Annotated in this window: 13 protein-coding genes; 7 read left to right on the top strand and 6 right to left on the bottom strand. The window is 70.5% G+C overall.

Going from position 1 to position 12963, the window contains the following annotated elements:
* The first annotated feature begins 69 nt into the window (after positions 1 to 69).
* The 4 genes from AB0H43_RS35195 to polX are packed head-to-tail and all read left to right on the top strand — an operon-like array spanning position 70 to position 3668.
* Positions 70 to 666, top strand: coding sequence for an alpha/beta family hydrolase (locus tag AB0H43_RS35195; protein WP_360006911.1), 597 nt, complete (start codon positions 70 to 72; stop codon positions 664 to 666).
* 29 nt (positions 667 to 695) lie between these two features.
* Positions 696 to 1586: an NlpC/P60 family protein gene (locus AB0H43_RS35190; RefSeq protein ID WP_360006908.1), complete on the top strand. Its 891-nt coding sequence runs from the start codon at positions 696 to 698 to the stop codon at positions 1584 to 1586.
* A gap of 3 nt (positions 1587 to 1589) precedes the next feature.
* A complete protein-coding gene (locus tag AB0H43_RS35185) occupies positions 1590 to 1937 on the top strand; it encodes an MmcQ/YjbR family DNA-binding protein (RefSeq protein ID WP_360006811.1) in 348 nt (115 codons plus the stop codon).
* Positions 1938 to 1946: 9 nt separating this feature from the next.
* A complete protein-coding gene (polX, locus tag AB0H43_RS35180; RefSeq protein ID WP_360006809.1) occupies positions 1947 to 3668 on the top strand; it encodes a DNA polymerase/3'-5' exonuclease PolX in 1722 nt (573 codons plus the stop codon).
* A gap of 290 nt (positions 3669 to 3958) precedes the next feature.
* On the opposite strand, the gene AB0H43_RS35175 is transcribed toward polX, so the two are convergent.
* Complete coding sequence (locus AB0H43_RS35175) at positions 3959 to 5119, bottom strand: cation diffusion facilitator family transporter (protein ID WP_360006806.1); 1161 nt, start codon at positions 5117 to 5119, stop codon at positions 3959 to 3961.
* Between the two features lie 216 nt (positions 5120 to 5335).
* Here AB0H43_RS35175 and AB0H43_RS35170 point away from each other — a divergent pair, with 216 nt between their 5' ends.
* Positions 5336 to 6028, top strand: a complete 693-nt coding sequence (locus AB0H43_RS35170) for a methyltransferase domain-containing protein (protein ID WP_360006804.1) — start codon at positions 5336 to 5338, stop codon at positions 6026 to 6028.
* Here the strand turns inward: AB0H43_RS35170 and AB0H43_RS35165 are convergent.
* From AB0H43_RS35165 to AB0H43_RS35150, 4 genes are read right to left on the bottom strand one after another with little or no spacing between them, the layout of a single operon-like run.
* On the bottom strand, positions 5980 to 7161 hold the full coding sequence (locus AB0H43_RS35165) for an MFS transporter (protein ID WP_360006801.1): 1182 nt from the start codon (positions 7159 to 7161) through the stop codon (positions 5980 to 5982). The genes AB0H43_RS35170 and AB0H43_RS35165 overlap by 49 nt on opposite strands.
* A gap of 18 nt (positions 7162 to 7179) precedes the next feature.
* A complete protein-coding gene (locus tag AB0H43_RS35160) occupies positions 7180 to 7815 on the bottom strand; it encodes an MgtC/SapB family protein (protein ID WP_360006798.1) in 636 nt (211 codons plus the stop codon).
* Between the two features lie 6 nt (positions 7816 to 7821).
* Positions 7822 to 8604: a DNA-formamidopyrimidine glycosylase family protein gene (locus AB0H43_RS35155; protein ID WP_360006796.1), complete on the bottom strand. Its 783-nt coding sequence runs from the start codon at positions 8602 to 8604 to the stop codon at positions 7822 to 7824.
* Position 8605: 1 nt separating this feature from the next.
* Positions 8606 to 9238 carry a helix-turn-helix domain-containing protein gene (locus AB0H43_RS35150; protein WP_360006793.1) on the bottom strand — a complete coding sequence of 211 codons (633 nt, stop codon included), beginning with the start codon at positions 9236 to 9238 and terminating at the stop codon, positions 8606 to 8608.
* A gap of 149 nt (positions 9239 to 9387) precedes the next feature.
* Here AB0H43_RS35150 and AB0H43_RS35145 point away from each other — a divergent pair, with 149 nt between their 5' ends.
* Together AB0H43_RS35145 and AB0H43_RS35140 are read left to right on the top strand one after the other, a co-directional pair.
* Positions 9388 to 10977 carry an MDR family MFS transporter gene (locus AB0H43_RS35145; protein ID WP_360006906.1) on the top strand — a complete coding sequence of 530 codons (1590 nt, stop codon included), beginning with the start codon at positions 9388 to 9390 and terminating at the stop codon, positions 10975 to 10977.
* Positions 10974 to 11480: a universal stress protein gene (locus tag AB0H43_RS35140; RefSeq protein WP_360006790.1), complete on the top strand. Its 507-nt coding sequence runs from the start codon at positions 10974 to 10976 to the stop codon at positions 11478 to 11480. The genes AB0H43_RS35145 and AB0H43_RS35140 overlap by 4 nt, the downstream gene beginning before the upstream one ends.
* A 116-nt stretch (positions 11481 to 11596) precedes the next feature.
* On the opposite strand, the gene AB0H43_RS35135 is transcribed toward AB0H43_RS35140, so the two are convergent.
* Positions 11597 to 12847, bottom strand: coding sequence for an MFS transporter (locus AB0H43_RS35135; RefSeq protein ID WP_360006787.1), 1251 nt, complete (start codon positions 12845 to 12847; stop codon positions 11597 to 11599).
* Positions 12848 to 12963 lie beyond the last annotated feature (116 nt).

Genomic DNA, 12963 nt, shown 5'->3' with positions numbered 1-12963 from the left:
GCGGCCCACCTTCGCCGAGAATGGCATGCGTAACCGTGATCTGCAGCTGAGGGGGACAGGGCGGTGGAGATCGAGACACCGCGCGGGGTCGCGCGGGCCGAGACGATCAAGCCCAAGGGCAAGATCGGCAGCTGGCTCCTGCTGGGCCACGGCGCGGGCGGCGACGTCGGCTCGGCCGACCTGACCGCCGTGACCGAGGCGGCGGTCGCCGCCGGAGTCGCGGTGGCCCTCGTCACCCAGCCCTACCGGGTCGCCGGACGCAACGCCCCCGCCCCGGCGCCGCAGCTCGACGAGGCCTGGCTGGCCGTCGTGGCGGAGCTGCGGCGTACGGTCAAGATCAAGGTTCCGCTGATCGTCGGCGGTCGCTCCAGCGGAGCCCGCGTCGCCTGCCGGACCGCCCCGGACAGCGGGGCGGCCGGCGTGGTGGCCCTCGCCTTTCCGCTGCATCCGCCTGGCCGGCCGGAGAAGACCCGCGACGGCGAACTCGCGACCGGGGTGCCGACGCTGGTGGTCAACGGCGATCGGGACCCGTTCGGCGTACCGGACGCCCGGCCCGGACTCGACCTCGTGGTGCTCCCCGGTGAACGGCACGACCTACGGAAGGACCCTTCGGCCGTGGCGGCGGCGGTCGTCGGCTGGCTACGCTCACACGACTGGGCTCGCTGACCGCCACGGGGAGGACGACAGTGGAGACGATGCAGGTCGCCGTCGCGGCCGCCGGTCTGTGGACCGCGCCCGACGCCGTACGCGACCTCGACGCGCCCGCGCTGGCCGCGCCCGCTGACGTCGCAGCGTGGGTCGCGGCGCAGGGTCCCGAGGAGCGTCGCGAACTCTGGGGCCGCCTCGACACGCAGGCCCTGCTCGGCGACACCGTGCTCGTGGACGACGTCAAGGAGGGCTGGGCGCAGGTCGTCGTCCCGTCGCAGTCGTGCCGGAAAGATCCGCGCGGCTACCCGGGCTGGCTGCCGCTCAGTCAGCTGGCCACTCCGGCCGAGGAGACCGGCGAGCGGGTCGTCGTCACCGTGCCGAAGACCGACGTCCGTGCGACGCCCGGCGGCGCTCCGCTGGTCGGCGACGTCTCCTTCGCGACGATCCTGTCCGCCCAGGGCGGCGAAGGCGACTGGGTTCGGGTGAGCCTGCCGGGCGGCGGTGCGGGTTACCTGCCCCGGGCGCACGTCTCGGCGTACGCCTCGGAAAGCCTGCCCACCGCGGAGCAGCTGCTGACCACGGGCCGGCAGTTCCTCGGCCTGATGTATCTCGCGGGCGGGGTGACCGCCCACGGCCTGGACTGTTCCGGGCTGACCTACAGCCTGTACCGGCGGTTCGGGCGGCTGATCCCACGCGACGCGACCGACCAGTACGCGGTCGGGGAGCCGGTCGACCTGGCCGACCTCGGGCCGGGTGACCTGATGTTCTTCCGCAAGCCGGACACGGGATTCGTCTACCACGTGGGCATCTGCGTCGAGGTCGTGGACGGCTGGCCGTCGATGCTGCAGTGCTCGCAGACGGATTGGGACACATTGGATGGTCCGATCACGGAGATCCGGCACGGTCACCTGTTCGCCGCGCGGCGGCTGCTGGGCTGAGTCGTGCCGGTCACCGTCGACCAGATCCGCGCGGTCGCCCGCGAGCTGCCGCGGACCAGCGAGCACCTGATCCGCGACCACGTGAAGTTCCGGGTCGGCCAGATCGTGTACGCCGCGATCACGCCGGACGAGACGCTGCTCGGCTTCGGCTTCCCGAAGGAGGAGCGGGCAGCGCTGGTGGCCGCCGAACCGGACAAATTCCTCCTGCCGATCCCGTCGGACATGCGGTTCAACTGGGTACGCGCCCGGCTGGCCGCGCTCGACGAGGACGAGATGACCGAGCTGATCATCGAGGCGTGGCGGATGTGCGTGCCGAAGAAGATCAGCGCTCTTGTCCCACCTCCCACCTAGACTTGGGGCATGCCGCGGGCCAATGACACCGTCGCCGCGCTGCTGGAGGAGCTGGCCGATCTCCTGGCCGTCACCGGTGGCGCCGACTCCTTCAAGATCCGGGCTTACGACAAGGCCGCTCGGGCCGTCGCCGCGTACCACGAGGATATCTCCACATTGGATGCCGCCGGGATCGGGCAGATTCCCAACGTCGGCAAGTCCATGACGGCGAAGGTCGTGGAATACCTGGAGACCGGGGCCATCGGCGCGCTGGAGGAACTGCGTACGCGGATTCCGCCGGGTGCGCTGCAGCTGATGGAGATCCCGGGACTCGGGCCGAAGAAGGCCGTGACGCTGACGAAGGAACTGGACGTCGCCTCGGTGGAGGAGCTGGCGGCGGCGATCGAGGCGGGCAAGCTCGACGGACTGCCCGGCTTCGGGGCGAAGACCGCCGACAACATCCTGCACGGCATCGAACTGTTGCGCCGCAACGAGGGCCGGGTCCTCATCGACACCGCGACCGCAGTCGCCGAGGAGATCGTGACGGCCCTGTCGCGAGTGCCGGGCTGCGTCTCGATCAGCATCGCCGGCTCGCTGCGGCGGTTCCGCGACAGCATCGGCGACGTCGACATCCTGGCGGCGGCCGAAGACTCCGCGCCGTTGATGGAGGCGTTCCGATCGCTCCCGGCCGCCAGCGAAGTCATCGGCAGCGGACCCACCAAGACCTCCATCCGGACCCGGCGCGGGCTCCAGGTCGACCTGCGGGTCGTGCCGCCCGCCGCGTGGGGTGCGGCGCTGCAATACTTCACCGGCTCCAAGGCACACAACATCCGCGTACGCGAGATCGCCGTCCACTCCAAGCTCAAGCTCTCCGAATACGGGCTCTTCGACGCCGAGACCGGCGAACTGCTCGTCTCGCGGACCGAGGAGGAGGTCTACGAGCGCCTGGGGCTGCCCTGGATCCCGCCGACCCTGCGCGAAGACCGGGGCGAGATCGAAGCGGCGCTCCGCCGAGAGATGCCCCCGCTGATCACCGAGGCCGACCTACGCGGTGACCTGCATACGCATACCGATCTGACCGACGGTGTGTCGCCCATCGAGAAGATGGTGGCCGCCGCCATCGACCGGGGCCTGGAGTACTACGCCGTCACCGACCACGCGCCCAACCTGGTCATGCAACGGATGACCACGGAGAAGATGCTCGCCCAGCGCGACCTGCTGCGGTCCCTGGACGCGGGCTCGATGACGCTGCTGCACGGCACCGAGCTGAACATCGACCCGATCGGCCAGGTGGACTGGGACGGCGACTTCCTCGCCGGATTCGACATCACCGTCGCGTCGGTCCACTCGCACTTCACCCTGTCCAGCCCCGAGCAGACCCAGCGGCTGATCCGGGCGTGCCAGAACGCGTACGTGAACATCATCGGGCACCCCCGGGCGCGGATGATCGGCAAACGTCCGCCCATCGACGCCGACTGGGACGCGGTCTTCGACGCAGCCGCCGCCACGGGGACGGCGTTGGAGGTCAACAGCTTCCCCGACCGGATGGACCTCTCCGACGACCTCATCCTGCGAGCCAAACGGCGCGGGGTGAAGTTCGCGATCGACACCGACGCGCACTCCACCCGGCACATGCGCAACATCCGCTTCGGGATCGGGACCGCCCAGCGGGGCTGGCTCACCGTGGACGACGTCATCAACGCTTGGCCGCTCGATCGGCTTCGGGCGTTCGTCGCCGCCAAACGCCCCTGACCCCCGGCTCCGCCCGGCTTCCCGCGCGCCTCCGCCCGCGCCGGGTCGCGCCGCGCCGGGCCGTCACCGTCGCGGTCGGCGTCCGCGTCGCGTCCGCGTCCGTGCCGGCGTCGGATCGTTCAGCGACGCCGCTCCAGCTGCATGGTGATCAAGTGCCCTTGGCCTGCGATTTCGTGTCCGATTCGGGCTCGGTGCGCCCTGCATCTGCGCCAGCGGGCCGCTTTCGGCATACCAAGGGAACTTGATCTCCGAATGGAGCCCGAGATCGCTGAGCCCGCGGCTGACGCGGGTCAGTGCGTCTTGGCCGTACGCCGCCCATGCGCATTGTCCCGGTGATGGGCGAGTTCGTCGTGCTGATGGTCGTCGCCGTCCGGATCGGCGTGCACGAACGCCCTGGTCAACCGGGGTACGGCGTGTATCAGCCGATGTTCGGCGTCCACCGCGATGGCGTGCGCCCGGGCGATCGTGAGGCTCGGGTCGACGCTGATCTCGCATTCGGCTCGCAGCTGGTGGCCGATCCACCGCACGTGGACGTCGCCGACGCCCGTCACGCCGGGCGTTGCAGCGAGCACTGTGCTGACCTGGTCGACGAGATCGGGGTCGACCGCGTCCATCAGCCGGCGGTAGACCTCGCGCGCCGCGTCCTTCAGCACGAACAGGATCGCGACCGTGATCAAAAGGCCGACGACCGGGTCCGCCCACGGCCAGCCGATCGCCACGCCGCCGGCTCCGAGCAACACGGCCAATGAGGTGAACCCGTCGGTACGCGCATGAAGCCCGTCGGCGACGAGAGCGGCCGAGCCGATCCGGCGTCCGACAGCGATCCGATACCGGGCCACGATTTCGTTCCCGGCGAATCCGATGAGCGCCGCGACGGCGACGACCCAGAGGTGGCTGACCTCGGCCGGGTTGAGCAGACGGCGTACGGCTTCATAACCGGCGACCACGGCGGACGCCGCGATGAAGACGACGATCACGATCCCCGCGAGATCCTCCGCCCGCCCGTAACCGTAGGTGTACCGGCGGGTGGGCCGCCGTCGGCCGAGCAGGAAGGCGATGCCCAGCGGTACGGCGGTCAGGGCGTCGGCCACGTTGTGCAGCGTGTCGCCGAGAAGGGCGACCGAGCCGGACAGGACCACGACGACCGCCTGCAGAACGGCCGTCACCCCCAGTACGCCCAGCGAGATCCACAGCGCACGCAAGCCGTCACGGGACGTCTCCATCGCCGCGTCGACCTTGGCCGCCGCGTCGTGCGAGTGCGGGGTGACGAGGTGGGTGAGCCGGTGCCACAGCCCTTCGCGGTGCTCGTGATCGCCATGCCCGTGCTCGCCGTGCCCGTGCTCCCCGTGCTCCTGCTCCCCGTGCGACTGGCCGTGCTCATGTTCGTGGTCGTGCTCATGGGGATGGTCGTGCCCGTGCTCGTGATGGTCGTGCTCGTGCGACCCGCTCATGAGCGTGAGCGTATCGACGTTCGCCCGATGCGGAAACGGAGCGCGCCGATTGATCATGTCGTTCGGGGAGTGATCAGGGTGCTGGGGACACGACACACCGGCCGATCACGACCGTTAGGTCATGATCGCGCGGAAAGAAACGGGGAGGGTGGAGGGGAGGGAGGGGAGAGCGGGAAAAGGGCGGTGGGAGGGGGTGGGAACTGGGAGGATGGGGGCGTGGCGCACAAAGAGATGCAGGAGGTGCGGCCCGATCTCGCCCGGGTCTTCGACTCGATCGGCGCGCACTACGGCGAGGCGTTCTCCGACAAGCCCGGCCAACGGGTGACGGGTGAGTGGCTGCTGGAACGGCTGGGGGAGACCCCGCATCGGCCGCCGATCGTGCTCGACGTCGGGTGCGGGACGGGCATGCCGACGGCGCGCCAGCTCGTCGAGGGCGGCTGCGAGGTGGTCGGGGTCGACGCGTCGCCGGTGATGCTGGACATCGCCCGGCACGAGGTCCCTGGTGCGATCTTCGTGGAGCGGGATCTGCATGATCTCGGCGGGCTGCATCCCGTCGAGGACAAGTTCGACGCCGCGGTGGCCTTCTTTTCGCTGCTCGTGCTGCCGCGTACGGAGATCGAGGATGTTCTCGAGGACATCCGCCGCGAATTGCGGCATGGCGCGTTCTTCGCGCTCGGCATGGTCGAGGGGGACACCGACTACCTGCTCCGGGATTTCCTCGGGGAGAAGGTGCCGCTGACCGCGTACCCGCGTGACGAGCTGCGGGATCTGCTCACCCGGCATGGCTTCGCCGTCCTGGAGCTGATCGCGGAGGAGTGGTCACCGCCCGCGGGCAGTCCGGCTCCCGGCCAGACCCATCTCTACGCGCGGTGCCAGCTGATGGGCCACAATCTGCCCGACTGGGGCTGAAGGGCCGTCGCGGCCAAGGCCACGAAGACCGTCAACACGACTGGTACGCCGAGAGCCCAGCGCAGGCTGGTGAGTTGAGCGAACGCCCCGATGACGACGGGGCCGACCAGGAATCCGGCGTATCCCATGGCGGCGACGCGGGCGATCGCCTGCCCGGCGCGGGCCGGGTTCCGGTTGCCGGCGGCGGCGAAGACCTGCGGCGCGATGCAGGCCAGCCCGGCGCCGAGGCAGCCGAAGCCGACCACGGCCGCGACGGGGTGCCCGATCGCGAGGGCGGCGGCGAGACCGACGGCGGCGAGCGCTGCGCTGGTGCGTACCAGCTGCGTTTGACCGAGCAGCGCGGCCAGCCGGTCGCCGACGAGCCGTCCGCCGGTCATGGCTATCGCGAAGGCCGCGTAGGCCGCCGCGGCGAATCCGGCGGTGCTGCCCAGGCCGTCGCGGAGGTAGACGGAGCTCCAGTCGGCCGCGGCGCCTTCGCCCACGAGGCAGCAGAAGGCCAGGACGCCGAGCAGAAGGACGCCTGTCGTCCGTTGTGGAGTGTCGGGAGTGGCTGGTGCCGGCTCGGCCCGCACCACGAACCGCGAGCAGACCGCGGCGAGGGCGGTGAGCAGCGCGGCCAGGGTGAGGAAGGTGACTTGCGGGCTGAGGTCTGCCCAGGCGAACAGCCCGCCGTACGCGGCCCCGAGGAAGCCGCCGACGCTGTAGACGGCGTGGAACGACGTGATGATGGGCTTGCCCCAGGCCCGCTGGATCTCGACGGCGTTGGCGTTCATCGAGATGTTGAGCAGGCCGTGCACCGTGCCGAAGACGAGCAGACAGGCGATCAGCACCGCCAGGCCGGGCGCGAAGGCCGGCGTGATCAGCGCGACGCCTTCGGCGAACGCGACCGGGATGAGGACCCGCGAACTGCCGAGCCGGTCGACGAGCCGGCCGGCGATCTGCATGCCGATGATCGCGCCGAGGGCGAAGGCGAGCAGGCCCAGGCTGAGCGTGCCGTCGGTGAGGCCGAGGTGCTGCTTGATCGCCGGGATGCGGGCCGTCCACGCGCCGAGCGCCGTCCCGAAGAGCAGGAACAGGGCCGAGGTCGCGATCCTCGCCCGGAGCAGATCGCCGGTGGGAGCGCTTCCAGACATGCCGCCATTATGCGGGGGTCAGCGGCTGATTTCGACCCCGTGTACGCCGGCCAGCCCGCGCAGCCGTTCGCCGACGACGCTGAGACTGGTGCCGTTCTGCGGCTGCGAGGTCATGACCAGCGCCTGCCCAGTCAGCGAGTACGAGACCCGGGTGACCCGGGAACGCGGCAGCGCCTCCATGACCTCCTGTTCGACGCGGTCCAGGCGGGCGTCGGGCTCCAGGGTCAGGGTGATCTCCAGGAGTCGCCGCCGGGGCAGCGCTTCCCGTTCGACGTACTTCACGAGCGACAGGACGATCAGGGCCAGTGCGGTCGTCGCGATCGCCGGGAACCACCAGCGCAACCCCACAGCGGTCCCGATGGCGGCGGTCACCCAGAGCGAGGCGGCCGTCGTCAGGCCCCGGATGTTGGCGCCCTCGCGGAGGATCGCGCCGCCGCCGAGGAACCCGATGCCGGTCACGACCTGGGCGGCGATCCGCGTCGGGTCATCACCCGGCAGGTACGCCCCGGACAGGGTGAACAGGCCCGCGCCGAGGCTGACCAGCACGTGCGTACGCAGGCCGGCGGGTTGCGCGTTGAGTTCCCGCTCCAGCCCGATCGACGCGCCGAGTGCGGCCGCGAGTGCGATCTGCGCCAGTACCACCCACTGGTCCATGACCCATCATCTACCCAAGTCCTCGGGTTGACACGTAGGACACCAATAGGTGATTCGCTCGCCTTGCTCCTGTTTGCGGATCAAGGTGCCGCAGCGGCGGCACGGCATCGAACGGCGGCCGTACACGTAGGTCGTCTCGCCTCGGCGCAGGGAACCTGTCGTGCTCTGCGTCCACCGGCCCTTGTTGGCGGTGAGCAGCCGATGCGCCAGGTCGGCGAGCTTCGGCAGCGTGGCCACCCGCCCGACCGGGGTCCAGGGCCAGATCCCTTGCAGGAATAGGAGTTCCGCCTTGTACAGGTTGCCGATGCCGGCCAGGTTCCGCTGATCGAGCAGCGCGTCGGCGATCTCCCGGTCCGGGTCGGCGGCGAGCCGGCGTACGGCTTCGCCGGGATCCCAGTCGTCGCCGAGCAGATCCGGGCCGAGATGGCCCAACAGAGCCGGTTCTCCCGTGGTGGGCACCAGCTTCAGCTCGTGCAGGTGGTAGCCGACCGCAGCGGCGCGATCCGTCTTCAGCACCACCCGGATCAGGTGCGCGGGCTTGCCGCTCCAGCGTTCCCCGGCGGCGAACACCCGCCAGGAGCCGTCCATGCGGAGGTGGGAATGGAGGGTGACGGCGCCGCTGAGCCGCAGCAGCAGATGCTTGCCCCGGCTGGCGGAGGACTCGACGGTGCGCCCGGTCAAGTCGACCGTCGCCAACTGCGGTACGCGGAAATCCGAACCGGTCAGCGTCTGCCCGACGAGCCGGTCCAGGGACCGGGCCGTGTTCCAGACGGTGTCGCCCTCGGGCATCTCAGGCGTACTGCTTCGCCAGCTCGTCGAGGGCGCGGTCGACCATGACCGGCAGGGAACGGCGCCCGGGTCGGCTGCCTTCGTCCAGCCAGACCGTGATGGCCGCCCGGAGCGCGGCGAGGAAGGCCGCCGCCATCACCCGCGCCGCCAGTGGATCCAGTCCGCCCGGCCGGGCCGCCAACTCCTCGGCCAGGCCTTGTTCGAGCTGCCCGTGGTTGGCGACCTGCTGGGCCAGGATCGCCGGATGCCGCCGGATCAGCCGGAGCTGAGCGACCCACTGCGGGTCGAGGTTCTCCAGACCGGTGTAGAGCTGGGCCGCGCTGCCCCGCAACGCCTCCCAGGCGGTCCGGTCGGCCGGCTGTGCGCGCAACTGCTCGACGAGCTGCTCGCCTCGGTTGCGATCGCCGTAAAGGAGGGCGTCCTCCTTGCTCCCGAAGTAGTTGGAGAACGTCCGGCGGGAGACCAGGGCCGCGTCCGCGATGGCGTCGACGGTGACCTCGGCGTACCCCTTGTCGACCGCCAGCCGCAGTGCTGCCTCGTGCAGCGCCTGGCGGGTCGCGGCCTTCTTCCGCTCCCGCAGGCCCTCCGGCGCGTGGTCTCGCCGGCCCGTGGGCGCGACTGTCTCCGTGGTCACACCTCGATTCTACCGCTGTGCATAATTGCACTCTGAGAAACTTTGCTCACTAGGCAAGATTGTGCGACGCTGGTGGTTGATCTTTTGGAGGCACCAACGTGAGCACTGCTCCCCCCACGGCCGCGCCGGCGTCCGACAGCGCGGCGCCGATGAATCACCGCGAGGTGATGGAATCGCTGAGCGGCCTGCTGCTCGTCCTGTTCGTCGCGATGATCAGCAGCACGATCGTCTCGACCGCGCTGCCCAAGATCCTGGGCGCGCTGAACGGATCGCAGACGCAGTACACCTGGGTGGTCACGGCGACCCTGCTGACCGCCACCGCCAGCACCCCGATCTGGGGCCGGCTCGCCGACCTGTTCAACAAGAAGATCCTGGTCCAGATCGCCATCGTGATCTTCGTGGCCGGATCGATCCTCGCCGGACTCGCCCACAACGCCGGCCAGCTGATCGCCGCCCGCGCCTTCCAGGGCATCGGCGTCGGCGGCCTCCAGGCGCTGGTCCAGGTCGTCATCGCGGCGATGATCCCGCCCCGCGAGCGCGGCCGGTACAACGGCTACCTCGGTGGCGTGATGGCCTTCGCGACCGTCGGCGGCCCGCTGCTCGGCGGCGTCATCGTGGACACCTCGTGGCTCGGCTGGCGCTGGTGCTTCTTCGTCGGCGTACCGATCGCCGCGCTGGCCTTCCTGGTCCTGCAGAAGACCCTCCACCTGCCGACCGTCCGCCAGGCGAACGTGAAGATCGACTACTGGGGCGCGGGCCTCATCGCGGCCGGCGTCTCGATCCTGCTGATCTGGGTCTCCTTCGTCGGCAACTCCTTCGACTGGATCTCCTGGGAGACGGGCGTCATGGTCGGCGCCGGACTGGTGATCCTCGCGATCGCGGTCTGGGTCGAATCGCGGGCGGCCCAGCCGGTCGTCCCGCTGCAGATCATCCGGCGGCGTACGCCGGCCCTGTCGATCATCGCGAGCCTCGCGGTCGGCATGGCGATGTTCGGCGGCGCGGTCTTCCTCGGCCAGTACTTCCAGATCGGCCGCGGCTACACGCCGACCGAGGCGGGTCTGCTGACCATTCCGATGATGGCGGGCGTCCTGGTCTCCTCGACGGTCACCGGACGGCTGATCTCGCGGAGCGGCACCGTCAAGCGCTTCATCGTGGGCGGCACGATCGTGCTGATCGCGGGCTTCCTGGTGCTCTCGACGATCGACCACGAGACCCCGCTGGGCCTGGTCGGGCTCGGCATGGCCCTGGTCGGCGTCGGCGTCGGCATGACGATGCAGAACCTGGTCCTGGCCGTGCAGAACGACGTCCCGCTCCAGGAGATGGGTGCCGCGAGCGCCTCGGTGACCTTCTTCCGGTCGCTGGGCGGCACGGTCGGCGTCTCGGTCCTCGGCGCGGTCCTGGCCAACCGGGTCACCGACAACATCATGACGAGCCTGGCCAAGGCCGGGATCCCGGCGACCAGCACCGGCAAGACCAGCGCGCTGAACCTCAACGCGCTGCCCGAGGCCTTCCAGCACATCGTGCGGGCGGCGTACGGGGATGCCACCGGGCACATCTTCCTCATCTCGGCGGCCATCGCGGTCGTCGGCCTGATCGCGGCCGTCGCCTTCAAGCCGATCACCCTGCGTACCACGATCGACCTGGGCGCCAAGCCGTCGGCCGCCGCCCCGGCGACCGAGAAGGCGGTGGCCGGCCAGGGAGGCGCTCGGCCGAGCCGCGAGGAGTTCAGTCAGCCATGACCCTGCCGGAGGGGCCGGTCGGCCCCCTCTCCGTCGAGCGGTACGGGCCGGCCTGTGCCGTCTCGCCGTGGGAGCGGGGAACGGACGGCCCCCGCCTGATCCTCGTCGGCATCGACGGCTCGGAGACGTCCATGCGGGCGACGGCGTACGCGTGCGGCATGGCGCGCCGGCAGCACAGCCAGCTCGCCGTGGTCTACGTCGCCGAGCCGAACGCCTGGACCTCCCTGATCACGGGGGCCGCCGCGGCACAGCAGCGGACCTTCGACGAACTGGAGACGGAACTGCGCCGGGAAGTACGCCAACTCGCCGAGGAGATGCGCGTACCGGTGACGTTCCTGACCCGGCGGGGCGACCCGTACGGAGAGCTGCGGGCCGCGGCCGACGACCTCAAGGCCGACGCGGTCATCGTGGGCGCGTCGGTCCAGCCTGGGCACCGGTTGGTCGGATCGGTCGCGGCCCGCTTGGTCCGGACGGGGAAGTGGCCGGTGGCCGTCGTCCCCTGAAGGGGTGTTTTGGCGCTGGATCAGGGTTCTCGGTCGAATCTTGACCCAAGATTCGACCTGGAACCCTGATCCAGCGCGAACGAGGAGGCGTGATCAGGCAGCCGTTCGGATCCGGGTCAGCGGCCCAGTGCGACCGCCAGGGCGAGCCGCACCTCGCGGGGACGGACGGGAATGCCACGCCGCCGGGCGATGGCCGCCCCGGCCGCGAGGCAGGCGGTGACGGTGAGCAGCCCGGCCAGGCCCAGCGTGGTTCGAGGACCGGCGTGTTCGCAGAGCCAGCCGAGCAGCGGAGCGCCGATCGCCCCGGCGGCGGCGCTGGCCATCCCGGCCGCGGCCAGGACGCGACCGCGCATGTCGCCTCGGGTGTCGAGCTGAAGCCGGGCGGAGACGGTGGTGTCGATGACGACGGCACCGGCCGCGATCGGGATGACGGCGGCGGCGAACGTCCAGAGCCCGGGCGCCAGACCGGCCGAGGCCTGCAGGACGCTCGTGATCAGGCCCATACCGATGAGGGTTCGGTAGCAGAGGTTCGGCCGGGCGGCCGCGACCAGCCCACCTACGACGGTCCCGATGGCGAAGGCGGTGGACAGCAGGCCGTAGCCGCCCGCTCCGGCGGCCAGCGGGCCGTCGCTCATCGCCGCCATCGTCACCTGATAGTTGCGGCCGAGGCTGCCCAGGACCACGGCCAAGCCCAAGGTCACGAGCACCAACGGCTGCCCCTTCAGGTACGCGAAGCCGCCGCGTACGCCCCGGGGAGCCGGTTCGGCCGGGAGGGCGTCGTCCAAGGTATGCATCTCGGCCGGACGCAGGGCGAGCAGCGCCCCGATGACGGCTAGGAAGCTCACGGCGTTGGCGGCGAACAGGGGAGCCGGTCCGGCCGCCGCGACCAGTACGCCGCCCGCGCTCATGCCGAGGATGCGGCCACTGGAGTTGATCACCGAGCCGAGGGAGAGCGCGTTGGTCAGGCGACTGCGGTCCACCACCGTCGCGGTGAACCGGCCCATGACGGGTCCTTCGACGACACTGACGAATCCGCCGAGCAGCGATATCGCGTACACGGGGAGAAGACTCGCGGAAGGTGACCACGCGATCACGGCGAGTGCTACCGCGAGCAGTGCGTGGGCCAGTTGGGTGACGATCAGGACGGGCTTGCCCGGCAGGCGGTCGGCCAGTACGCCGCCCCACGAGCCGAGCAGGAGGACGGGCAAGGCCTGAAGCAGCACGGAGAACCCCATGTGGGCGGCGGACCCGGTGCTCTGCAGGACGAACCAGTTGACCCCGAGCACCTGCATCCAGGTGCCCGTGACGGAGACGAAGTCGGCACCGGCCCAGATGCGGAAATTCCGCAGGCGCAGTGCCGCGAACATGGCGCGAATGGGGGTGCTCCTCGGCCGTGAAGTACGCGGACGAGCAAGTGTGCGAAGCGCTTCTCCCCGTCGAAAACCAATCGTGAGGCGGTTCACCTGGCTTTTTCGCCACCGCC

Origin of the sequence: Hamadaea sp. NPDC050747 (assembly GCF_040654195.1) — a bacterium.
GTDB lineage: Bacteria > Actinomycetota > Actinomycetes > Mycobacteriales > Micromonosporaceae > Hamadaea.
The sequence above is the reverse complement of the archived record's forward strand: the minus strand, read 5'-3'. Positions and strand labels throughout refer to the sequence as shown.

Coding starts and splice junctions, on each gene's coding strand:
- AB0H43_RS35190 (WP_360006908.1), top strand. CDS start 696: ATGCAGGTCGCCGTCGCGGCCGCCGGTCTGTGGACCGCGCCCGACGCC.
- polX (WP_360006809.1), top strand. CDS start 1,947: ATGCCGCGGGCCAATGACACCGTCGCCGCGCTGCTGGAGGAGCTGGCC.
- AB0H43_RS35175 (WP_360006806.1), bottom strand. CDS start 5,119: ATGAGCGGGTCGCACGAGCACGACCATCACGAGCACGGGCACGACCAT.
- AB0H43_RS35165 (WP_360006801.1), bottom strand. CDS start 7,161: ATGTCTGGAAGCGCTCCCACCGGCGATCTGCTCCGGGCGAGGATCGCG.
- AB0H43_RS35160 (WP_360006798.1), bottom strand. CDS start 7,815: ATGGACCAGTGGGTGGTACTGGCGCAGATCGCACTCGCGGCCGCACTC.
- AB0H43_RS35155 (WP_360006796.1), bottom strand. CDS start 8,604: ATGCCCGAGGGCGACACCGTCTGGAACACGGCCCGGTCCCTGGACCGG.
- AB0H43_RS35145 (WP_360006906.1), top strand. CDS start 9,388: ATGAATCACCGCGAGGTGATGGAATCGCTGAGCGGCCTGCTGCTCGTC.
- AB0H43_RS35140 (WP_360006790.1), top strand. CDS start 10,974: ATGACCCTGCCGGAGGGGCCGGTCGGCCCCCTCTCCGTCGAGCGGTAC.
- AB0H43_RS35135 (WP_360006787.1), bottom strand. CDS start 12,847: ATGTTCGCGGCACTGCGCCTGCGGAATTTCCGCATCTGGGCCGGTGCC.